Source organism: Beggiatoa alba B18LD (genome assembly GCF_000245015.1).
Lineage (GTDB): Bacteria > Pseudomonadota > Gammaproteobacteria > Beggiatoales > Beggiatoaceae > Beggiatoa > Beggiatoa alba.
In genome coordinates, this window is sequence record NZ_JH600070.1 from 385,000 (window position 1) to 407,256 (window position 22,257).

General features: G+C 38.5%; 28 protein-coding genes. 7 read left to right on the forward strand and 21 right to left on the reverse strand.

Annotated features, from left to right (window positions below):
• Position 1: 1 nt before the first annotated feature.
• Positions 2 to 343, reverse strand: a complete 342-nt coding sequence (locus tag BEGALDRAFT_RS01470) for an MGMT family protein (protein ID WP_002682938.1) — start codon at positions 341 to 343, stop codon at positions 2 to 4.
• Between the two features lie 494 nt (positions 344 to 837).
• Here BEGALDRAFT_RS01470 and dcm point away from each other — a divergent pair, with 494 nt between their 5' ends.
• Positions 838 to 1,797, forward strand: a complete 960-nt coding sequence (gene dcm, locus BEGALDRAFT_RS01475; RefSeq protein WP_002682944.1) for a DNA cytosine methyltransferase — start codon at positions 838 to 840, stop codon at positions 1,795 to 1,797.
• On the forward strand, positions 1,794 to 2,855 hold the full coding sequence (locus tag BEGALDRAFT_RS01480) for a HaeII family restriction endonuclease (RefSeq protein WP_002682945.1): 1,062 nt from the start codon (positions 1,794 to 1,796) through the stop codon (positions 2,853 to 2,855). The genes dcm and BEGALDRAFT_RS01480 overlap by 4 nt, the downstream gene beginning before the upstream one ends.
• Before the next feature lie 292 nt (positions 2,856 to 3,147).
• On the opposite strand, the gene BEGALDRAFT_RS01485 is transcribed toward BEGALDRAFT_RS01480, so the two are convergent.
• From BEGALDRAFT_RS01485 to BEGALDRAFT_RS01550, 14 genes are all read right to left on the reverse strand, one after another.
• Positions 3,148 to 3,687, reverse strand: coding sequence for a carboxymuconolactone decarboxylase family protein (locus BEGALDRAFT_RS01485; protein ID WP_002682947.1), 540 nt, complete (start codon positions 3,685 to 3,687; stop codon positions 3,148 to 3,150).
• A 144-nt stretch (positions 3,688 to 3,831) separates the two neighbouring features.
• Entirely contained in the window at positions 3,832 to 4,416 is a 585-nt protein-coding gene (locus BEGALDRAFT_RS01490; RefSeq protein WP_002682949.1) for a DJ-1/PfpI family protein, read from the reverse strand.
• Positions 4,417 to 4,505: 89 nt separating this feature from the next.
• Positions 4,506 to 5,258, reverse strand: a complete 753-nt coding sequence (locus BEGALDRAFT_RS01495; protein ID WP_002682951.1) for a phosphoadenylyl-sulfate reductase — start codon at positions 5,256 to 5,258, stop codon at positions 4,506 to 4,508.
• A 178-nt stretch (positions 5,259 to 5,436) separates the two neighbouring features.
• Positions 5,437 to 6,201 carry a ferritin-like domain-containing protein gene (locus BEGALDRAFT_RS17705; protein WP_002682952.1) on the reverse strand — a complete coding sequence of 255 codons (765 nt, stop codon included), beginning with the start codon at positions 6,199 to 6,201 and terminating at the stop codon, positions 5,437 to 5,439.
• Between the two features lie 24 nt (positions 6,202 to 6,225).
• A complete protein-coding gene (locus BEGALDRAFT_RS01505) occupies positions 6,226 to 6,999 on the reverse strand; it encodes an oxygenase MpaB family protein (RefSeq protein ID WP_002682955.1) in 774 nt (257 codons plus the stop codon).
• 46 nt (positions 7,000 to 7,045) lie between these two features.
• Complete coding sequence (locus BEGALDRAFT_RS01510; protein ID WP_002682957.1) at positions 7,046 to 7,639, reverse strand: sugar transferase; 594 nt, start codon at positions 7,637 to 7,639, stop codon at positions 7,046 to 7,048.
• A 78-nt stretch (positions 7,640 to 7,717) separates the two neighbouring features.
• Positions 7,718 to 8,083 (reverse strand): transcriptional regulator, encoded by a 366-nt coding sequence (locus tag BEGALDRAFT_RS01515; protein ID WP_002682958.1) that lies wholly within the window; start codon positions 8,081 to 8,083, stop codon positions 7,718 to 7,720.
• A gap of 16 nt (positions 8,084 to 8,099) precedes the next feature.
• Positions 8,100 to 8,702 (reverse strand): hypothetical protein, encoded by a 603-nt coding sequence (locus BEGALDRAFT_RS17710; protein ID WP_002682959.1) that lies wholly within the window; start codon positions 8,700 to 8,702, stop codon positions 8,100 to 8,102.
• A 120-nt stretch (positions 8,703 to 8,822) separates the two neighbouring features.
• Positions 8,823 to 9,263: a hypothetical protein gene (locus BEGALDRAFT_RS01525; protein WP_002682960.1), complete on the reverse strand. Its 441-nt coding sequence runs from the start codon at positions 9,261 to 9,263 to the stop codon at positions 8,823 to 8,825.
• A 35-nt stretch (positions 9,264 to 9,298) separates the two neighbouring features.
• Positions 9,299 to 9,595: a hypothetical protein gene (locus tag BEGALDRAFT_RS01530; protein ID WP_002682961.1), complete on the reverse strand. Its 297-nt coding sequence runs from the start codon at positions 9,593 to 9,595 to the stop codon at positions 9,299 to 9,301.
• A gap of 52 nt (positions 9,596 to 9,647) precedes the next feature.
• A complete protein-coding gene (locus BEGALDRAFT_RS01535) occupies positions 9,648 to 10,286 on the reverse strand; it encodes a thiamine diphosphokinase (RefSeq protein ID WP_002682962.1) in 639 nt (212 codons plus the stop codon).
• Positions 10,283 to 11,569, reverse strand: a complete 1,287-nt coding sequence (locus tag BEGALDRAFT_RS01540; protein ID WP_002682963.1) for an O-acetylhomoserine aminocarboxypropyltransferase/cysteine synthase family protein — start codon at positions 11,567 to 11,569, stop codon at positions 10,283 to 10,285. Before BEGALDRAFT_RS01540 ends, BEGALDRAFT_RS01535 begins: the two co-directional genes overlap by 4 nt.
• Positions 11,570 to 11,834: 265 nt before the next feature.
• Positions 11,835 to 12,356, reverse strand: a complete 522-nt coding sequence (locus BEGALDRAFT_RS01545) for a transposase (protein WP_198284588.1) — start codon at positions 12,354 to 12,356, stop codon at positions 11,835 to 11,837.
• A 20-nt stretch (positions 12,357 to 12,376) separates the two neighbouring features.
• Entirely contained in the window at positions 12,377 to 12,706 is a 330-nt protein-coding gene (locus BEGALDRAFT_RS01550; protein ID WP_040294833.1) for a transposase, read from the reverse strand.
• 47 nt (positions 12,707 to 12,753) lie between these two features.
• On the opposite strand from BEGALDRAFT_RS01550, the gene BEGALDRAFT_RS01555 reads away from it, so the two are divergent.
• Complete coding sequence (locus tag BEGALDRAFT_RS01555; protein ID WP_050978385.1) at positions 12,754 to 13,431, forward strand: formylglycine-generating enzyme family protein; 678 nt, start codon at positions 12,754 to 12,756, stop codon at positions 13,429 to 13,431.
• A gap of 98 nt (positions 13,432 to 13,529) precedes the next feature.
• Here BEGALDRAFT_RS01555 and BEGALDRAFT_RS01560 read toward each other — a convergent pair whose 3' ends face one another.
• Positions 13,530 to 14,162, reverse strand: a complete 633-nt coding sequence (locus BEGALDRAFT_RS01560) for a metallophosphoesterase family protein (RefSeq protein ID WP_002682984.1) — start codon at positions 14,160 to 14,162, stop codon at positions 13,530 to 13,532.
• A gap of 219 nt (positions 14,163 to 14,381) precedes the next feature.
• Here BEGALDRAFT_RS01560 and BEGALDRAFT_RS01565 point away from each other — a divergent pair, with 219 nt between their 5' ends.
• From BEGALDRAFT_RS01565 to BEGALDRAFT_RS01585, 4 genes are all read left to right on the forward strand, one after another.
• Positions 14,382 to 16,190, forward strand: coding sequence for a radical SAM/SPASM domain-containing protein (locus BEGALDRAFT_RS01565; protein ID WP_002682994.1), 1,809 nt, complete (start codon positions 14,382 to 14,384; stop codon positions 16,188 to 16,190).
• 3 nt (positions 16,191 to 16,193) lie between these two features.
• Positions 16,194 to 16,628 carry a hypothetical protein gene (locus BEGALDRAFT_RS01570; RefSeq protein WP_002682996.1) on the forward strand — a complete coding sequence of 145 codons (435 nt, stop codon included), beginning with the start codon at positions 16,194 to 16,196 and terminating at the stop codon, positions 16,626 to 16,628.
• A 658-nt stretch (positions 16,629 to 17,286) separates the two neighbouring features.
• Complete coding sequence (locus BEGALDRAFT_RS01580; RefSeq protein WP_002683010.1) at positions 17,287 to 18,027, forward strand: HipA family kinase; 741 nt, start codon at positions 17,287 to 17,289, stop codon at positions 18,025 to 18,027.
• Positions 18,024 to 18,452 carry a DUF3037 domain-containing protein gene (locus BEGALDRAFT_RS01585; RefSeq protein WP_002683012.1) on the forward strand — a complete coding sequence of 143 codons (429 nt, stop codon included), beginning with the start codon at positions 18,024 to 18,026 and terminating at the stop codon, positions 18,450 to 18,452. The genes BEGALDRAFT_RS01580 and BEGALDRAFT_RS01585 overlap by 4 nt, the downstream gene beginning before the upstream one ends.
• Positions 18,453 to 18,760: 308 nt before the next feature.
• Here BEGALDRAFT_RS01585 and pqqE read toward each other — a convergent pair whose 3' ends face one another.
• The 5 genes from pqqE to BEGALDRAFT_RS01610 all read right to left on the reverse strand — a co-directional run bounded on the left by pqqE (position 18,761) and on the right by BEGALDRAFT_RS01610 (position 22,230).
• The gene (gene pqqE / locus BEGALDRAFT_RS01590; protein WP_002683013.1) at positions 18,761 to 19,888 is read right to left on the reverse strand and encodes a pyrroloquinoline quinone biosynthesis protein PqqE; all 1,128 of its coding nucleotides are present in this window, start codon (positions 19,886 to 19,888) and stop codon (positions 18,761 to 18,763) included.
• On the reverse strand, positions 19,866 to 20,141 hold the full coding sequence (pqqD, locus tag BEGALDRAFT_RS01595) for a pyrroloquinoline quinone biosynthesis peptide chaperone PqqD (protein WP_002683014.1): 276 nt from the start codon (positions 20,139 to 20,141) through the stop codon (positions 19,866 to 19,868). The genes pqqE and pqqD overlap by 23 nt, the downstream gene beginning before the upstream one ends.
• Positions 20,138 to 20,878 (reverse strand): pyrroloquinoline-quinone synthase PqqC, encoded by a 741-nt coding sequence (gene pqqC / locus BEGALDRAFT_RS01600; RefSeq protein ID WP_002683015.1) that lies wholly within the window; start codon positions 20,876 to 20,878, stop codon positions 20,138 to 20,140. Before pqqC ends, pqqD begins: the two co-directional genes overlap by 4 nt.
• Before the next feature lie 70 nt (positions 20,879 to 20,948).
• Positions 20,949 to 21,263, reverse strand: a complete 315-nt coding sequence (locus tag BEGALDRAFT_RS01605; RefSeq protein WP_002683016.1) for a hypothetical protein — start codon at positions 21,261 to 21,263, stop codon at positions 20,949 to 20,951.
• Positions 21,256 to 22,230, reverse strand: a complete 975-nt coding sequence (locus BEGALDRAFT_RS01610; RefSeq protein ID WP_002683017.1) for a DUF6976 family protein — start codon at positions 22,228 to 22,230, stop codon at positions 21,256 to 21,258. The genes BEGALDRAFT_RS01605 and BEGALDRAFT_RS01610 overlap by 8 nt, the downstream gene beginning before the upstream one ends.
• Positions 22,231 to 22,257: the final 27 nt, after the last annotated feature.

Here is a 22,257-nt window from a genome sequence, read left to right on the forward strand (position 1 = left end):
TTCATGCTTCAAACGGATTTATAGCTAAAGTTGTCACCTGCCATCCAAACTGCTGTAAATCGACTTTACCCTGCCAAAAAATCACCCCTTCCGCTTCTAACAATTGTTTTTGCCATAAATACAAATCACTATCCAGCGGAAAAGAAATTTTTCCCTGTGCATTCAACACTCGAAACCAAGGCACGTCACTATCAGGCGGTAAATGATGCAACGCATACCCCACTAAACGCGCCTGACGCGGTAAACCCGCTAAACGCGCAATCTGCCCATAACTCGCAACGTTACCGACGGGGATTTGTTGGACGATTGACCAAATGTGGGAGTATAGGCTTGAGGAGGACATAGCGATTTTAATCTGAGTTCTGCGAGTTTCTTTTAAAAAGACAACAGCTTGTTTGAATCAGAATTCACAGAATTTTCAGAATTAGCAGAATTAAAAAGCGTGATTCGCATTAATTTCTTGGTTTAAGGGTTTTAAATCCTGCTAATCCTGTTAATTCTGAAAATCCTGATTCAGACAAGGTTTTAATCTTGTCTGGTGAAACCTTTTCACGTGTTCCGACAGACCTGCTAGGTTTTCAAAATCTAGCAGGTCTCTGTTTTATTTTATAAAACTTGCCGAACTCACGTTAAATATAGTAAACACACTATAAAACGATGCGAAGGACTGCCAGTCCTAAATTTAGTCACTTTATGGTACGTTTACTATAGGGTTTAAAAACCTAATAGCTCCCTATATCTGACTAAAAGATTTCGTTGAACTCAGGCTATAATAATAGCTATGGTAAAATATCAATATTTTCATGTAATTTCTTGTTTTTTTTAATCAAGTTAAATATGTATAAAACAATAGATTTATTTGCAGGAATTGGTGGCATCCGTCTAGGGTTTGAAGCGCATAAATGTAAAAATGTCTTCTCCTCAGAATGGGACAAAGATGCACAAAAGATGTACTTTGCCAATTTTAATGAACAACCTCATGGCGACATCAATCTCATTCAACCGAAAGATATTCCTGACCATGATATTTTATTAGCAGGCTTTCCTTGCCAACCGTTTAGCATTGCAGGTAAAGGCTTAGGATTTGCGGATACACGTGGCACATTGTTTTTTAATATTGAAACTATTTTAGCCACGAAAAGACCACGTGCATTTTTATTAGAAAATGTTAAACGTTTAACAACGCATGATAACGGTAAAACCTTTGCAATAATTTTAGAAAAACTCCAACAATTAAACTATTCAGTTTTCTATCAAGTGCTTAATTCATTAGATTTTGGTTTACCTCAAAAACGAGAACGCATTTATATTGTCGGTTTTTCTCAACCACTTAATTTCCAATTTCCAAAGCCATTAGGATATTACAAACCACTCGCCGATGTTTTGGAGCATGATGATAATGTTCCTAAAAATTATTATTTATCCGATGCTTTAAAACAAAAACGGTTACAGCTTGTGAAAGGAATACCGCCTTATCCTTCTATTTGGCATGAAAATATTGGAGGAAATATTTCTGCCTTACCCTATTCATGTGCTTTAAGAGCAGGAGGTAGTTATAACTATTTAGTAGTCAATGGCTTACGGCGTTTAACTGATAGAGAAATGTTACGTTTACAAGGATTTCCTGAAGATTTTAAAATTAACTTGCCTTATTCAGCCATTCGTAAAGTTGTTGGTAATTCGGTCTCTGTTCCTGTCATTCAAGCGATTGCTGAAGAAATGATAAAATCATTACAACAACAAGCAAAACCCCCACTTAAACCATTACAATTCAACCTATTCGAATCAACATTGTGACAACTATTAAAGATGCTAAATACGCATTAGATAAAATCATTGATAAGGCGCGAGTACATTTTTATAAACCAATTCAAATCGCTGAAATACTTTACCGTGATCGGGTAATACAAGATATTAATCTCATTGATTTAGCAACTTATCGGATAAGTTCGAAAAAATGGCGGGACATTATTTGTTTACAATTTTTAGGTAGAACGAGTGCCTCTTCAGCACGTTATCAAGATGATTTATTCAACGATAACGCAATTCCTCCTCCAATATTAGCTTGTTTAGGTGAAGAAAATCGCATACATCAAGGTATCGTTGAAGCCTATATTTATCATCGATTTGCTCAACGAATTGGACAATTATCAACTGGGTTAGATTACTGTCAAACACATGATGCAAACACATTTCAACTCAGAGAGTTTTTAGCTCTTTTTTGGCACGAAGCGGGATTACGCCGTAGTATAGATAAAGTTTATGAAATCATTGTTTACGCGCTTTTCTCCACTTTAGTAGAAGTTTTAGAAGTTAATATTGATGTCAGCATTAATACTGAGAAAAAGACAATATTACAAGATTTTGAAGATTTTACAGAAGCAGTGATTCAATTAAATGCTAAAAAAACACATTATCGCTTAAAAGCACGAATCAATCGCACTGGCGTAACTAATGCTGCTGACAGAGGGTTAGATATGTGGGCTAACTTTGGGTTAGCCATACAAGTCAAACATCTTTCACTAACTGAAGAACTGGCAGAAAATATAGTAACCGCTATATCCGCTGACCGTATTGTTATTGTGTGTAAAGATGCAGAAAAAAAGATAATCGTTTCATTATTAAATCAAATGGGTTGGAAATCAAAAATACAAAGTATTTTAGTAGAAAGTGATTTAATTCGTTGGTATGAAAAAGCATTGCGTGGAGAATTTGCAAATACTATTGCACATCATATCCTTAATAAACTGTCTGCTGAAATTCAACTTGAATTTCCTAGCACTGATAAAACAGAATTTATGGCATTTTTAAAAACGAGAGGCTATGAGACATTGACGCATAACTTTTGGTTATAAAATCATCTTTACGTATTTTTAACCTGAGTTCGGCGAGTTTCTTTTAAAAAAGACAATAGTTTGTTTGAATCAGAATTAACAGGATTTAAACCCCTTAAACCAAGAAATTAGTGCGAATCACGCTTTTTAATTCTGCTAATTCTGAAAATTCTGTGAATTCTGATTCAGATAAAAAAAGACCTACTAGGTTTTGAAAATCTAGCAGGTCTTTGTTTTTTTATAAATCCCGCAAGGCTCAAGTGATTTTTACGCATTCCCACGCAAAAGAGCGTGAGAACGGGTAAAAATAACCTTACAACACCGTATCCAGCTCTACATCAAACGTATTCAAAATCACGTCAATCGCGGACATTCTTGCACCGTGTTGTACTGCGTCTAAAATATCCGCGTCATCCCAACCTAATGCCCGTAATGCATTTAAATCAGCAACATCCGCTTTTTTGCAGTTTTTCACCGATTTTAAAACAAAAGTCAGCATTTTGTTTTCTTTCTCGCTTAATTTTGGGCTTTGTTGCGTCTGCTTGAGATGTGCCACATCATCCATTTGCCAGCCCATCAAGTTGACCAGTAAAGCAGTATTAAAATCAATGCAATATTGACAATTGGTGTTGCTAGACACTAACAAACGCACGCACGCCAATAAAGGCGCGGATAGCGTTTTGTGGGTCATGTAGTAGTCAATAAAATTGAGTTGTTGTTTATAAAGTTCTGGGCTAATACTCCAAATCTGTGAGGAGTTTGGCACTCTGCCCCGTAATGCAATGATGTGTTTGTATAATTCGGCGATTTCACCCGTTGCAGTTTCTGGGCTGATGGTTCTAATTAAGGGCATGGTAGTCTTCCTTTTAAAGTAGTTGACCGATTAGTCAAGGGCTAGTTTAAATAGAAGTTGACTATTTAGTCAAGTGGTAATGTAATAAAAAAGGACTAGCCCTATTTAAATAGCTACTAGTCCTTAATATTTAAAAAATTTTATTTATAGCGTAATTTTTGTTCCCAGCAATTCAAGGAATTTTGCTAACCATTGCGGATGGGCTGGCCATGCGGGGGCGGTGACTAAGTTGCCGTCGACATAGGCATCGGTCACAGCAATATCGACCCAGCAACCGCCTGTATTATTGATTTCTGGCGCGACAGCAGGATAAGCCGAGCAGCTTTTACCGCTCACAACGCCCGCCGCAGTGAGAATTTGCGCACCGTGACAAACAGCAGCAATGGGTTTGTTGGTTTCGGCGAAGTGTTTGACGATTGTAATAATGTCAGGATTTAGGCGTAAATATTCAGGCGCACGTCCCCCTGGAATTAAAAGCGCGTCGTAGTCACTGGCTTTAATATCGGCAAAGGTGGCGTTGAGGGTGAAATTATGCCCGACTTTTTCGCTGTAGGTTTGGTCGCCTTCAAAATCATGGATAGCAGTTCGAACAATATCACCTTGTTTTTTCTGGGGACAAACGGCGTGGACAATGTGCCCTACCATGGTTAGGGCTTGGAACGGTACCATGATTTCATAATCTTCAACATAATCACCCGCTAAAAGCAGAATTTTTTTAGCACTCATCATGAACTCTCTGAATAAATGGGAGGGATTGTTTTGCTTGTTAAATGGGAGCGTAACAAGCCCTTATTCAGTGTGGGAGTTGTTGGGAATAATCAAGTTGATTTTGTCGGTGTTGCCAAATTGCTGGCGTGTAAACCGCATTCTTTTTTCGTGCCTGCTTCCCACCACCAACGCCCTTCGCGCTCATGTTGATGCGGTAAAACAGGGCGGGTACAGGGTTCACAGCCGATGCTAACAAAGCCTTTTTCGTGTAAAGGATTATAAGGAACTTCATAGAGTTGGATGTAGTTCCACACTTGGACGGATGTCCAGTTAGCAAGCGGGTTAAATTTGACTAAGGTTTTTTCTGCGGTAGAAAATGCGTTGTCTTTTTCAATGACGGCAAGTTGTGCACGAGTGTCTAGGCTTTGGTCTTTGCGTTGTCCTGTTATCCATGCGTCGAGTTGGCTCAGTTGGCGTTTAAGTGGTGCAACTTTGCGGATGCCACAGCATTCTTGATGTCCGTCTTGTAGAAAGCTGAATAAGCCTTTTTCTTTGACAAACCGTTCTAATGCGCTCGTTTCAGGGGTGAGTATGTTTAAATCGCAGTGGTAATGGGTACGAACTGTTTCTAAAAAGCGATAAGTTTCAGGGTGTAAACGTCCTGTATCTAAACAGAAAACCGTAACGGATTTTTTAAGCAGTTGATAGACCATGTCGATAAGGACGACATCTTCAGCCCCACTGAAGGCAATCGCTATATTTTCATAATGTTGTAATGCAAGTTGTAGAATTGCTTTAGGGGATTGGCTGGCATAATCAGCCGCATAGGTTTGAATTTGTTCGTCTGTGAAGCGGGCAGTCATGAATATTTCCTGTCATAAAAACATTGCTATCAGACTTTATTGTATTTTCTTTTCTAATCTTCTGAAACTTATAATAAACACGCCTATAGCGATAACTAAATGTTACGTTTTTGGATAACATTTTGTTTAATTTAGTTTTTTCAATCAACTAGCTGTTGATGAATATTAGGCGCATGACTTAAACCGTATTGAGGTTAGAAAGTGGTTTATCCAACTGTGCATAATAGGCATTTTGGTAATTAATCCCTTGATATAGCACCCATTGACAGTGGGCAAAGTAACGCGGGAAATCGTAACCACTGGCGCGAAATAAATCGGCGTAGTTAAACCAAATAATTAACAATGTGGGATAAAAAAGACATTTTTGCAATAAATTGCCTGTTATCCGCCCAATAATCCCTTTTTCCCAGTCCATCATTGCCAATTGTTCCGCGTGAAACCGCAAATGCATTCGTTCATCTTGCAAAATGTGATGACAAAGATGTTTTAACAATGCGGATTGTGTCGCGCGTGCCAGCGCAGTGTAGTAAACATCGGCAATCATTTCAGCAACCTGTAGAACACGAATAGAGAAACGGAGGTTAAATTGTCGCCGTAATGCACGGAAACAGTGATCTAAGTGATTATGTTTAGTCGTTGGAATTTCCCATTTTTTCATGTAAGTAGCGAGCAGTAAGGCATGGCGTTGTTCTTCACGGATAAAGAGTTTTATCGCGTCGACGTAATGCGCATCTGCTTGCGTGTGGGCATATTGTTGGGCAAAGCTTAATAAGTGTTTACCTTCAGAATTTTCACCGCGTTGAAAGGCTTGGAGCGATTGGCGGATAAGGGTTTGTTGGGCTGGGGATAAGTCATCAGGCAATTGCCAGTCAACACTTTTAAGGGTTTTTTGATTACTCAGAAAGTACTTAAGCCATGTTTGTGATTGTTGTTGATTGTGCATGTTGAAAACTCACAGGCTATAAAATTAGGGGGTATGAGTGTGATGTTGAAAACGGGTTAAGGTGTGAACAACATCAGGTTTTAGCAATAAACGCAGGATTAAACGCAGTAGCCACGTATTGCGACAGTAAGGATATAGTTTATAGGCAAGATAAAATAAGGGATTACGTTTTAAACCTAACAGGTTAGCAATTTGTGGATGTGCAAAATAGGCTTGAAACTGGCACAGTATCCAATATCGCCAACTGCCTAAATCATCACGATAAACTTGATAAAAACGGGCGGTGTAAGCATTATTCATTAATTGATTAGTGCGATGTTTAGCGCGATAAGTACAAAATTGGACATAATCGGCAGGAAAATCTTGAATATGTAAGCCTTGTGCAATGGCATACATATCTTGATAGTAGCTATTAATTGCTTTATCAGTTAATGGTTTAGCGTTTAAATATTGATAACCTTGAATACCGTATTCAACTAACATGCTTAAGACTTCAATAAATGCTTTATTAGAAATACTGGTTTCTTGTGCCGCTTCCAATCGCTGATGAATTGCCCGAATCGCGCTTAAAATTTGTGGGGTTTGCTGTTTTGGGGAAAAGAATAGGGTTTGATTGTACAAAAATGTGTTAATAAACCGTTGTTGTGGGTTTTCGGTAAAGCGCAAGTTGGCAAACATCCAATGATTTTCGCGGGTCAGAGGGAATTCTGCCGCTGTTCCCACATAAATCAGTAAGATATTTTCTACGTCGCCCCAAATTTTGCGCGTGATGTCACTGCCAAAATAGTCGTTTTGCATAGTAGAATACTTTAAATTACAAAGTTAAAAAGCAAAAAAATAGGATTTATGAGGCAGTTGATGCCGTTGATATGCTTAATGTCGTACTGAATTTTTTCGGACGTAACCACGCACGAACACGCTGTTTTCCTAATACATTTATGAGAAATGAAATAACGATGACATAGCTATCAAGGCTTAATGAAGATTGTTCAATATAGCGTTTGTCTAAATAGGCAGAAACACGTGCACTGTGTCCGCTGTATAATTGCGCTAGCCCTGTAATGCCTGATGGTAATGACCAACGCGCATCAAATGCGGGTTTATCCCAGCCTAAACGCACAATATCTGCTTGGGTTAATGGTCGCGGTGCAACAATCGTCATTTCACCCCGTAATATATTGATAAATTGTGGTAATTCATCCAGCCCTGTTGCTCGCAACCATCGCCCAACACGGGTCACGCCTTGCGCATTCATACTGCGAAATTTGAAAATCATGAAAGGTCGGCGATATTGTCCAATACGTTGTTGTTTAAATAAAATCGTGCCACGGTCATCTAAATAAATACTGATAACAATAATGAGCATTACGGGGGCAAAGAGTAGGCAACCGACGGTTGCTAAACCAATATCAAGCGGACGTTTTAAACGGTAAGACATGTTTTTTCCTTTGTAATGCAAAGTATGAAGGGAGAAAAAATCCCGCAATGAACACGGGATTTTTATTTAATTCAACTATTAAGCAGTGATAATTTTGCCATTAACGGCTTTAGTCTGTTGCGTAGCAAGTTCTGCATCTTTAATGACTTTTTCTAAGGCTTGCAAGTAAGCTAGAAATCGCTCTCGTCCTGTTGGGGTTAAACTGCACGCGGTTTGCGGGCGGTTATTTTGAAAACTTTTATTAATATCGACTAAGCCTTCTTCTTCTAAAACTTTTAAATGGCGACTTAAATTGCCATCTGTTAGCGCACATAATGCTTTTAAATCATTAAATAAAATTCCTTCAGGATGGGTGAGTAAGGAGGTTAAAATACCTAAACGAGCTTTTTCATGAATAACTCGTTCTAACCCATCATATGCATAACGACCTGATTCTTGAGACATAACAAACCGACCTGTATTAACGAACCCGTTCTAAATCCCAGTAAAGAATTCCTGCAATAATCAGTTGTCCGATACCGAAGGCAAACCCCATATTTATTGGATGTAAACTCGTACCCGCTAAGGCTTGGAGAAAAAGTACGGTAGCTGCTAATAAATAAAAAGTGCCTGCCCACAACATTTTAAAAGGTAAGTAGGGGCGACAGGCAAAGATGCCAAGCCCAAAAATTAAGCACCATAACGCAGGTAAGTGAATAATAAAGCTTTCGCCCACTTGTCCCGCGACTAAGGCAACTAAACCGCCTGCAAACAGACTCGGCGCGAATTGCAAAAACATGGCGTGGTCTTTTTCACGGGCTAAAGCGGTTTGATGATATAGATAGCGATGCGTTAAAAAAATCAGCGTTATCGCAATATTCAATGTCGCAATGCCTACCCATAACATCAGAAAATAATATGGATTTTCATCTAACCAGATTGCTTGAATCAGCATTGCGATAAAGCCACTGAGTGCTGTAAAGGCAATCGGTAACGCACGTAAACCGCGATAAGGTTCTGTACGGGATAGGTGCGCGTGAATCGTCGCTAATTGGTCTAAGGCTTTCTCAATTTCCATAGTCATAACAATAGCCCAAGTACTTTGCAATGTAAAGTAGTTAGTGTTAGCAAAAGTCAATAAGACTTCTTTGAGATTTATCAAGCTATTAGGCTTTTTTTGTCGTACTCAAGTTAAAAGTTGTTTTCACGAGTTGCAATTTATTCCATGTTTCTGCGAAAACTCCAACCAACGCTTTTGCCAGATTTGTTCTTTAGGCATTTCAAATGTTGAAGCATCTCGATAACCCAACGCCGTTAAGGTCTCTTTATCGGGGTTAGAATAGGGCTTTCTCTTGCCTTTCTTTACTTTAAGTGCATCATTCCAACCACGCATATAAGCCCCTTTTAGATGCACCGTATCAATTTTAGATTTAACACCGAACTGATTAAGCTCTTCAAGTAGTTGAGAAATAGGCAAAGCAAGATTGTTACTATCGAGTTTAATGACTTTTCCAGATAAAAAGGCATCAACACTATGTTTGGCTTCTGATAAAGAATAGCCTGCATAATGTTGTAGCAATTTTGTCAGTTTGATTTTATTCAAACCTACTTCCCAGTTGGTCAATTCAATAATGAGTTTACTCATGGGGTGTTTCATTCAACTTTGAATATTAAAGGTTTTTACTTTATTAGCTTTTTAGGATTCTTTGCAACTATGCCAACACTTGCGCCTGTTGTTCTGCGTCCACCGAATATTACAACTTCTTTTACATCAAATTGTTTACCTAATTCAATAACTGCATTTTTTAGTTCAGTGCGACTACTCATGCCTTTACCTAAACCATCTATATGTAATTCATACAAGATTAAGCAATATTCTGTTTTGATTAAATCTGTGATGATTTCTATACTGCCGTTTTTTAATTCAATTAAAAAATGATAGGTTTCTTTATCTTGCAAGAGGGTTTGTATTTTCATATTGATTTGCAGGTCAAAGTTTATAACCTTGACCCGAATATTTTAGCCTCATTTATCCAAACGGGCTTATTACTTCCCGCGCTTTGATAACCACAACTTTTCCTTGTCGTAAGCTAATCGTTGCAACTGTCTCCAGTAAACGGTTAGATGTGCCTAGCCAACCTGTTTGCACGTCTAAATTGTCCACGCCCCATTTTAGCCCCGTATAAGTTAAGCCTTGCACGGCGGTGATGGGTAAAATAGAAATAATATCATTGGGTTGTCCCGTAACTTGTAAGCTATCTTGAACCAGATAAATATCGTTATATTCATCTAATAACACACAAGGGACATGCACTTGATCCAGTGAAATAATATTGCTCAAAGTGTGGTCTAACCGAGTGCCGATTGCGCCGATAATGCTCAATTTAACGGGGTCAAAGGTTTGCGCAAGGCTAAAAGCGAGTTCTAAATCGGTTTTATTTTGGTCAGGGTCTTCAATGACTTGTGTTTTTGCGGTCAACTGGGCGCGGGTTGTGGGGGTTATAGAGTCTAAATCACCAATCACATAGTCAGGCTCTATACCCAGTAAACGACAATTATTCGCTCCGCCATCCGCCGCGATGATTTTGTCAACCTGCTGAATTAATGGCTGATACCACGCTGGCGTTTGAATTCGCCCGTTAGCAACGACAAGAATATGCGGTTTCATGATTGTGAAATCTTTAAGGCTTGGTCTATATCCCACAGAATATCATCAATATTTTCAATACCGACTGAAATTCGTATCATATCGGGACTGACACCCGCTGCTAATTGTTCCGATTCGCTCAATTGTCGATGCGTGGTAGAAGCAGGGTGGATAATTAAGGTTTTTGCATCGCCTACATTGGCTAAATGACTCAAGAATTGCACGTTCTCGATAAACTTTACCCCTGCTGCTTGTCCGCCTTTAATCCCAAAAGTCATGATAGAACTTGCGCCTTTTGGTAAGTATTTTTTCGCTAATGCTTGATATTTATTGCCTGCTAAACTGGGATAATTTACCCAAGCAATAGCGGGATGTTCTTGTAAAAACTGTGCAACGGCTAACGCATTTTCGCAATGTCTATCCATGCGGACATGTAAGGTTTCTAAACCTTGTAAAAATAGAAAGGAATTAAATGGACTTAATGCGGGTCCCATCGTCCGAATAACTTCTAAACGTGCTCGCATGGTGTAGCTAAAATCGCCGAATGTCTCATAAAAACGCACACCATGATAGCCTTTAGACGGTTCAACCATACCAGAAAAATTACCATTGTCCCAAGGGAATTTCCCTGATTCGATAATGACACCACCAATAGAAGTACCATGTCCGCCAATAAATTTTGTCGCGGAATGCACAACAATATCTGCACCGAAATCTATCGGACGGCATAGATATGGGGTTGCAAAAGTATTATCGATAATTAAAGGAATTCCCGCCTCATGCGCAATATTCGCAATGGCTTCAATATCCAAAATATTACAAGAAGGATTCCCAATTGTTTCTGCATAAATTGCTTTAGTTTTAGGCGTGATTGCTTGGCGAAAATTATCAGGATTATCAGGATTTACAAAGGTTGTATGAATGCCTAATTTGCGAAAATTCACATTAAATAAGGAATATGTTCCCCCGTATAAAGTGCTCGCGGATAACAGCTCATCCCCAGCTTCCAACAATGTCAGAATTGCTACCATTTCCGCCGCCATGCCTGACGCAACCGCAACCGCAGCCTGACCGTTTTCTAAAGCCGCCATGCGTTCTTCAAAAACGGCAGTGGTTGGATTCATAATCCGTGTGTAAATATTGCCAAATGTCTGCAAATTAAACAGACTCGCGGCATGGTCTGTGCTATCAAATACATAAGAAGTCGTTTGATACAACGGGGTCGCACGTGATCCCGTTGCCGCATCAGGAATCTGTCCTGCATGTAAGCATAGGGTTTCAATGCTAAATTCTCTATCGGGCATAATATTTAACGTCCTGTAGGGTTATGTGATTATTGTCAGGAAAAATTGAACGGTGATAATTGAAGCATTAAGCCACTAAAAAAGGCAAGCACACAAATTTACGGGTTTATCCCCCCTTTTACCAAGGAAACTAAGTGTCAATGAATCCCTTTAAACACCTTTTTCACTATATTATCTTTTGCCTAATTTTCCTGCCGCTCTCTAGCGTTGCGACAGAAAATAAAGCGACAAAACAACCCCGTTTTATAGAACCGATTTGAAATGTTTAAAAAGAAGCGATTCGTTTAATCATGAGTCTGATAAAACACAGTTTCAGTTTAGCATTAGCATTCTCAAGAGTCCGTTCAAAGTTCTTAACTAAGGACTTACATCGCTCAACCCAAGCATTAGAACGTTCTACTACCCATCTTGCTTTAACAGGTACAAAGCCTGTCTTACCTTGTGCTAACTTTTCTTGCTTATTGGGCTTGGGAGATAACTCAAACTGGATTTTACTCAGAATATCAGGATAAATTTTTTCTAACGCTTCCTGAATACGCACAGGATGATAGCCATTATCCAAGAGAATTGTCGTTTTAGGCATCTCTAAAGGTTTGTTCCTGAAGTAATCGATATTCTCCTTGAACAGCTCAATCAATCCTAGGTCATCATTGATATTGGCTTTTGTACAGCGTGTAAACAAGGGCAAGCCTAAACTATCAACGGCTAAGTGTCTTTTAATTCCATTGGTAGCTTTGTAAAAGCAGAAGCCTTTACTTTGACGACTCGCCAGACAAGTATTTTTCACCGCTTGGGAATCTACTATGATTAGGCTTGTATATTGAGCGTTTTTTTTGATTGCGTGCGGGCATTTTCATGTAAGCCTATCATCAGTTTATCGATAACTCCCGAAGCCCGCCATTGTTTATAATGCCAATAAACCGTTGAATAGGGAGGGAAGTCTTTAGGAAGGTCGCCCCAATGGCAGCCATTTTTGAGCTGATAAAGCATTGCATCAAATAGCAGGCGATAGCCCCATTTATGCGGACAGGTAAGCTTTTTTTTGGGCAATAACGCATTTAAGAGGGGTTCAACCACTGCCCATTCTGCATCTGTTAGGCTACTTGTGTAAGGACTCTTTTTGTTTTGTTTTTTCATCTTTTACATTTTATCTTAGACTTCAAATAGGTTCTATAGAACCCACCATGATCAAAATTACTGCGGGTAAATTCCTTGCGGGCTATAACGGCGGAGACCCTGACGAAAAACCCATACATGCGGTTAATCTCACCCGCGATTTTTATATTGGACAGTACGAAGTAACCTTTGCAGAATACGACTTATTTTGTGATGCGACAGGACGGGAAAAGCCTCACGATGAAGGTTGGGGACGCGATAAACGCCCAGTGATTAATGTGAGTTGGCAAGATGCAACTGATTATGCGGCGTGGTTAAGTGAATTGACCAATAAACGCTACCGCTTACCAACCGAAGCTGAATGGGAATATGCCGCGCGAGGCGGGACAAAAACGACTTATTGGTGGGGCGATGACATTAAGCTGAATATGGAAAACTGCTTAGATTGTGGCGATACATATGCAAATCAAACCGCTCCTGTTGGTTCATTTACCGCTAATCCTTACGGTTTATATGATATGACTGGCAATGTATGGGAATGGATACGCGACTGGTACTCATCTTATAGTCGTGACCCCAAAACAGACCCTTACGGCTCTATGATAGGCTCTTATCGCGTCATTCGTGGCAACAGTTGGGAAGACAACTCACGCCGTTCTCGCCCTACATTTCGCGGATATCATGAACCTGAAAAGAAAACATCTTACTTAGGATTTAGGCTCGTACAAGAGCTTGATAATCAATAAAATTATGTTGTCAGCATTATAAAAAGGATAAGGGCGAACAAAATTAGTTTTTGTCCCCCCCTTATTCATGTGAGATGCGTTAAGAAACAGCTCAATCTCTAAAAGAGGTCTTCACATAAACCATAAGGCAATAATGTTCCTTCTAACTTAATAAATTCAAGACTATGGGTTTTACTGTCATAAATACCATAGCGAATAAACAGCCCGCCACGTCGTGGATAACCGATTGCGCCAAAACAAATAACATATCGATTATCTAAAGCTAAATCATACCTTCCATGATCCACGACATATGTTTGAGACTCTCCGAAAAACTCACATTGTGAACCGTATAAACAAGGGAAATGAAGATGACCAACAAAACAAAGACGGTATGTTGTTTCATCAAAGATATTCCATGCCTCTATATAATCTATAATATTTTCTTTCTTCTTCCGTGGGCTAATGTGCGTAAAAATAATATCTTCTTCTATAAAACAGGTCGGGAGCTGGTCTAACCATCTTTGATTAACGGGTTTTAATTGGCAAGGGTTAATCGCATCATGATTACCCTGCACGGTTTGTATTTGATTATTTTTAATAAACTCAACAACTTCATCGTTATATTTTCCGCCCTCGACTAAATCACCAAGGCAAATAACTCTATCAACAGACCTCGTTGCTATATCTATAAAAACCGTCTTTAATGCCTCAAGATTACCGTGAATATCTGACACAATTGCTGTTCTCATAGGCGTTCTCTCCAATAATCTAAAAAAACCAGTTATGTATTCCCAACAAAGTCGGATAATTTATTTTCTTCCTACTTATTGCTAATCAGGATTCACCCAGAACTGGGGTTAATTTATTTTGCACAACCTAAAATTCATGATATTGCAATAATAAATGGTTACTATTTATACCGATTTATGTTAGCACTTAGAATATAAACCTGATTCGGTATAGAAAAATTGGAAAAATCTTACAATAAAAATATACACTTACTCTATAGTCCTACCTTAGCTTGTAACCTTGGTTGTCAATACTGTTACCTTGGCGGACAAACCAGCATTGCACCCATCAAAAAAGACGCAGAAAGAGCTGTCAGCACCTTAGAATATGCCTTAAAAAAATGTAGCGAAGAAAACATATTACCGTTTCATATTTCCCTACACGGAGGAGAAGTTACCCTCCTTGCTGATAACATCCTTGAAGACCTATTTAATCTCATTAAGCAACATTACGTTACAAACTTTGATGAAATCAATGCACTCGGTCATAAAAAATCTAACCCTCATATAAAAACAAATTTGTATCGATTTGCAAATCAATTCGATTTGATGAAAAAACATAAGGTTTCTATCAGTGCCAGTATTGATTTACCGCTTTTTATGCACGGAAAATACAGAACGACAAAAGGCGGAAAAGATTGGCTTAACTTAACGATAGATAATATAAAACTCCTTTCACAATACCCTTACAGCAAAAAAATATCGTCAACCATTTCTAGCGAACATATCGAGCATATTGACCAAATGATTCAAGATATTTGGTTTATACATCAAGAATTAAATTTCGATATGACCAATTTTAATTTTATGTTTGCCTTTGAATCGGCGTTAAACAGTATTGATAAACAAGATAAAGTACTCACACCCGCCTCAAAAGAAGAACAATTATTTTTATATCAAAAACTGAAAGAAGCGTTTACGGGCACGGAATTAGAGGAAGGATTTAAACGAAATTGGTTTGATGAATTTAAACCGTCTTACTGTACAAATGCATTCAACTGTGGCGAAAAATTTTATTTATTACAAAGTAATGGCTCTGTTTATTCTTGTGTTAGAGGTCAGGGCATAGAAGAGTTTTATTACGGTAATATCTTTGAAAGCTCCGTACAAGAAATATTGGATAACGGCGCAAGAAAAATCAGTGAAATTCATCAAAAATACGGGATGAATGCTGACTGTTCAGGCTGTAACAACTTATTAACCTGTAACACAGGATGTGCTGTTGTAAAATTTCAACGTTCAAGCGCGAAGTCTTATACTTGTGAATTACAAAAGGAAATCTATAAAGACAATCCTTATTCTTATCCAGCGTCTCCAGAAGAGGAACAAAAAGCCTATTCAAAATATTACACAAGAGAGATGCACCCTTATTTAATTGAAAAACAGGCAATAGAACCTTCTTTAGTTTTTCCGAATGATTTAAACGAAAATAAAAACTTTTTGTTAAATTTGATAGAAGAAGATGAAGTATTACAAAAACTTTATAGTAATAAGTCTTTTATACTTGAGCTTAATGATGAGGTTTTAAATTTAGAATCTCAAATCTTAAAAACGGATAATGATTTTTATACCTTATCTTCAGAAGATAAGATTATTATTCATTTTCCTGTGGATTTGATGACTGTGAATTGTGACGAAACCGTAAAAAATACGCTTTATCTACAAATGCTCAACCATAATTTTGTTATTTATGGAGATGAAAAAAGGAGTAAACAACAGCATTTATTTACTTATCAGATATACAGCTCAATGTTGAAAAAAAGCACAGTTTTAGGCGACGATTACTTTATGTTTGACCTAAAAGAACTTATTTATTTACATAAAGAACTTTATGAACAGGATGTTTTAAATAACCTATTTTTTACGACCTCATTTTTAAGAGATTATCATTATAACAAGCAGAGAAATAATGCTTTTTATCATATACAGGCAGTGAATTTACCTTTTCAAAATTTTGAGTTTTTTTATCTCAATGAAAGAGAGGATTAAATAATGAGTCAATTACAAAAAATAGCTTTTACGATAGATAGATTTCTTAACTCTTTGTCGATAACAGATTCTGAGAAAAGATTGAAAATAGAGAAATATCTTGTAGGTTGGCTTTATAGCGAAAGAGATTTTAAAAATTTTGTTATTTATCATCGAAAAGCACTGTTTTGCTATCACTATAAAACAAGAATAAACAGTTTTCTTTTGTCTGATGCAACGGAACAAGAAACTATCTTTTGTAACGGCAATAAAATATCTGTTATTAATAACATGGTTGATTTTACACAACGCTCAGGTATTGTTATGTTAAGTTCTCTATACCTATCTTCTTTCACATCTTTTCCCACTGAAAACCGTTTCAGTGTCGGGCTTAGTAATAATAACAACAATAACAATAATAATAACAACAACAATAATAATAATGGCAGTAATGGGTAATAAAATATGGTTAATAGAAAACCTTTACATTTTAGATATAATCATAAAGATCTAAATAATGTAAACCTTAAATTTAGACACGTATTTATATTTTTTATTGTTATCTTTGCTTTTTGCAGCAACCTGCCATATCCACATCCATTCTTATTATTTTTATTCATATGTTTTATTATAATTTATCCACTGTATCTATCACATAGAAGAGCAATTCCATATAAAATATATATAGAACAACGATATTTTGTTTGTGGAAATACACTTTTATATTATAAAGATATTACTAAAATACTCATTACCAATTCGGATATATCTATTTACTCAACTTGTAATCCTAAGATTTTTAAAATAGAAAAAGATTTGTTTCCTACAAATGCCAGAAAACCAGAAAAGATTATTAATAATAAGAATAAAAAATTTAACTCAGTCGTTGATAAAATTATCAATAATATCCTTAAGGTTTCTTCAGTACCAATTGAAGACCATCGCACAGTTCCCCCCACTTAAAACGGTGTTTTACCCGTTTCTATCCAAAATCAAGATTCGCTAGATTGAAAAAATAATAATGCGCAAAAAAAGCAATCATTGAAGCTATTACACTTATCAATATCTTATTTGTGATTGCTTAGTACTGCCAAAAATTTTATTTCAGCTTAACATTATGATAGACATCATTGAAATTTTTAAGCGTTCTGCTCAAGGGGCAACACAACCCTATATTTGTCGTGGTAGCGATGGCAATACTTATTTCGTTAAAGGTAAGAATGCTGGAGCACGTAGTTTGATTTGTGAATGGATAGCAGGATGTTTAGCAAAAAACTTACAGTTACCAATTGCACCATTTTCTATTGTGAATGTATCTGAGCATTTAATCACCAGTGAAGAATATAGAGCATTAGGTACAGGACTTGTCTTCGGCTCGCAAAAAAAAGCAGGTATTGAAGAACCCAGAAATTTACTCCCAACTTTTTATAACGATATTCCTATTGCGTTACAACAAGATATTTTTGTATTTGATTGGTGGATTAGAAATATGGATCGGACATTGTCTGAATATGGTGGAAATGCAAATTTATTATTAGAAGAACAGAATAATCAGAAACATATTTTTATCATTGATCATAACTTGGCATTTGATTCAGACTTTTGTGTACATGATTTCATGGCTACGCATATTTTTAGAGAACAAGGCAGACACATCTTTGCTGATAAGCAAAAACAAATTATTTATAAGCAAAGATTTAATGACGCGCTTCAAGATTGGGAAAATATTTGTAGTATGATTCCTCATGAATGGTGGTTTATTGATGAAGAACAAACCTTAAATGTTGATTTTGATAAGACACTCGCTTATCAGCAATTACTTGCTTATCAATATGATACTTTTTGGGACGTAATATGAAAAAAATTGTTTGTCAGTATGCTGTTGTGCGTTTTATGCCCATGATTGAAACAGAAGAATTTATTAATATTGGGGTTATATTATTAGCACCCCAACAGCGTTTTTTTGGGTTTAAATTAGTAACAAAGCGTGTAGGACGTATTAGGCATATGTTTGGTAAAAAAGTACGTGATACTTATCGATTTGCGAGAAAAGCAATTCTTGAAAAAGAGTTGTCTGGATTTAAAGAAATTTTACAAAAATATTGGCAAGAAAACTGTTCAGATATAAAGGCAAGTGATTTTGCAAAACGCCAGTTTTCTGAGTTTATTCGTCCTCGGGAAACGATGATACGTTTCAGTGAATCTAAAGTTATTTTATCTGAGGATGAAGAAAAAGCTTTAAATGAGATTTTCCAGTTTTATGTTGAGCGAGAGCTCAAATAAAACCGTTATTTATCTGCATAATTTGTTTGAATCAAGATTTTTGGCGTTAATCCGATTCTACTCTAACCTAAGTTCGGCGAGTTTCTTTTAAAAAGACAACAGCTTGTCTGAATCAGGATTCACAGGATTTTCAGGATTAGCAGGATTGAAAAGTGTCAGCAGACCTTTTCGTGTGTTCCTACAGACCTGCTAGGTTTTTAAAACCTAGCAGGTCTCTGTTTTACTTTATAAAACTCGCCGAACTCAGATTACTCTAAAAAAAGCCCTGTTTTATAACATAATAGGGCTTTTTCTATTTCTAACCTTTTTTAACTCGCCTTAATAAATTCCTTAGAATTTTTAGGATTACGAAACACAAGCGGGGCTGCGTTACTGTTTATCTGTTCTCGAGAGTTAATCACTTGCATGATTTTTTCGTGTTCGGGCGAGAGACTGCAAACAGGGTCAGTGTTGGTCGGGTCGCCTGTGAATAGGTAGGCTTGACAGCGACATCCACCGAAATCTTTCGTTTTTTCAGGGCAAGAGCGACAGGGTTCTTTCATCCATTCGTCACCACGAAACCAGTTAAATGCTGGGGATTCGCGCCATATCCAGTCGACGCTGTGGTCGCGGACATTGGGAAATGTCATATTTGGCAGTTGGCGGGCTGCGTGGCAGGGGAGGGCTAAACCGTCGGGGGTGATGGTGAGAAATACCGCGCCCCAGCCGTTCATGCAGGCTTTGGGACGTTTTTCGTAGTAGTCGGGGACGACGTAGTACAGTTTCATTTTGCCTTTAAGTTTGGCTTGATACTCGTGGGCAATGGCTTCGGCAGTTTGCAGTTGGGCAAGGGTTGGTAGTAAGTAGTCGCGGTTGACCCATGCCCAGCCGTAGTATTGGGTGGTGGCGAGTTCTACGTAATCGGCTTGTAGTTCTACTGCTAATTGAATGACTTGTTCAATTTGTTCAATGTTTTGGCGGTGAAGTACAAAGCAGAGTACCATCGGGTAGCCGTTTTTTTTCACTTCTCGTGCCATGTCAAGTTTGTGTTGAAAGGCATCCGTTCCTGCAATGAAGTCGTTAAGTTCTTCACTGCTGGCTTGAAAGCTGACTTGTATGTGGTCTAGCCCTGCGTCTTTAAAGGCTTTAACCCGTTCTGCATCCATGCCAACGCCTGAGGTTATCAGGTTGGTGTAGTAGCCCATGGCACGGGCTTCGCGGATTAAGATTTCTAGGTCTTGTCTAACGAGTGGTTCTCCGCCTGAAAAGCCAAGTTGTGTCGCACCCATGGCGCGGGCTTCGCGGAAGACTTTGAGCCATTCTTCTGTATTTAGCTCGTTTTTGGTTTTGGCAAAATCTAAGGGGTTTGAGCAGTAGGGACATTGTAGGGGACAGGCGTATGTCAGTTCTGCGAGTAGCCAGAGGGGTTTTGCGTTATTTGATACTAATCCAGCCATGTTCTTGTGCTGCCTTTAGAAATTCATGAACATCTTGCACGATAGCCTCCCCCCCTTGGGGGAATGCGGTTTGTAGGTCTTGCACAATGTCACTGACTGTGCGTTGCCCATTACATCGCTGGAGGATTTCGCCTGCGGTGGGGTTGAGTTGTACCATGCCTTCGGGGTAGAGGATGACAAAGCATTGTTGGGCTTCTTCCCATTGAAAGCGGTGCAGGGGGGCGATGCTGATAATGTGATGGTTTTCTATCATGGTTGTTGGGGAATATTGAAGTAGGGAGGCATATCAGCGACGTAGGCGAGGTGCATGGCATCGAGCATCGTCCATAAAACATCGAGTTTAAATTGGAGGATATTGAGGGCGCGTTCTTGTTGTTCGCGGGTGGTGAAGTAGTCTAGGGTGACTTGTAAGCCTTGTTCAACATCGCGTCGGGCTTCGGTAAGACGTTTGCGGAAATAGAAGTAGCCTTCTTTGTCTATCCATTCGTAGTATTGTGGCCAGTTGTCTAGGCGTTTTTGGTGAATTTCGGGGGCAAAGAGTTCAGTTAGGGAGGAGCAAACAGCTTCTTGCCATGGGGCTTTACGGGCGAAATTGACGTAGGCATCAACGGCAAAGCGGACACCTGGTAGGACATATTTAAGGGAGGTGATGTCTTCGCGGGTCATGCCGCAGGCTTCGCCGAGTCTTATCCATGCTTCGATACCGCCTTCGCTGTCGCCTTGTCCGTCGTGGTCGAGGATGCGTTGCACCCAACCGCGCCGTACTTCGCGGTCTGGGCAGTTTGCCATGACGTTGGCATCTTTAATGGGGATGCTGATTTGATAGTAGTAGCGGTTGGCAACCCAGCCTTGTACTTGTTCTTTGGTGCATTTACCGCTGTTCATGGCGATGTGAAAGGGGTGATGGATATGATAATACGCACCTTTGGCGCGGAGTTTTTCGGTAAATTCTTCACGACTCCACGGTAAACGGTTTTCTAGTTGTGTCATGGTATAAGCTCCTTTGGGGGTAAAAAGGGAAATTTTAGCAAGATTTTTTATAGTAGAGCGGTTTTGCCATTTAACCGCCACCACGTTGATAGGCTTGGTGAAATTGGCGTATAAAATCGTGCACAAAACGGGGGGAATAGCCTTTAAATGTCAGGGTAATATGTGTTACGGGTAAACAAATCAGGGCAATGCGTCTTTGTGTTTCGGGAGACAGTGTTATCGTGAGTTGTTGGTTATTTTCTTGACGTGTAATCGTATTACCTTGTTTTTGATAGAGGCAGTCGTTAAAAGCTTGGTGAAATGTGCGGAAGAAATCATGATGCGAAATGCTCATTTCATAGCAATAAGTCATCATGTTTTCTGTCGCTAGGTAAGGGTTAGACATATTTTAATTCTAAATAAACAAGGGTTTGGTTAAGCAATTGGTAGGCAATTTCACCAAAAGTCATAGGGCCTGTAATGGGTAACGTTTTTTTGCCTTCTAATTCTGAAAATAGGTAGTTTAGGATGCAGTTGCAGGCAAAAACGGGTTTTGCATCTTTTGGAAAAGCTTGTTCAAACGCTTGAATATAATTAGTTAATGGTTGTGCTAATCGGTATTTAACTTGTTTGAATACAGGTGCATAAAGATGTACAACGCCTGTTTTTTGGTCTATGGCTTGAAAGCTGACGTTTACTAAAGCACCACAGTAATCTGCAATTAATGGGTAGCGTATATCGGCTTTTTTGTGAGTAATATAGTCAGCAAAACGCCATTTTTGTCCATTAACTATGCATTCTTTGACCATAAAGCCTTCATGTTCAAAGGTAATTGCGTCTGTTTCATCAGGTCGAAATAGGTTAAGAATGTGAATTAATGCCATGATGTCAGCGGGTAAGGTTAAATGCATGGCAATGGCGTGTTGGTGCGAACTATTGCCCGTTTCTCCATTAAAAATAATGGGTAAACGTTCACCAAATTCGTCTAAATGTACGCCCGCAATCCAACCAATAATCGGTTTTAAAAATAAGTTGGAATAACTGGGCGCATTGTGGGCATAAGTGATGTGGGCAGAACTGAACGCTGGAATGATAAGCAGTGTAAAACCATTGTTTGGCGCGTCTTGTGGAATTTGTGCGAGTGAATTTTTATCGTATTCGCAAATATGTATTGCAGAAACTTCGGCAGGGGCTTCTGTCGCAAAAATTAGCTGTTGTGTGCATAATCCCCCTGCTTCGCTCATAAAATAGGGGATGCTACCCCCTATCCATTTACCTTGTGGCAGTTGACGTAATAGATTTTCATCCCCTGCCAAAAACAGCGTTTTTCCCGCTCGAATGGCTTCTTGCGCTTGTTCTACTGTAATTAACATATTCTCCCCCTTTAGCTGTTCTTTTTT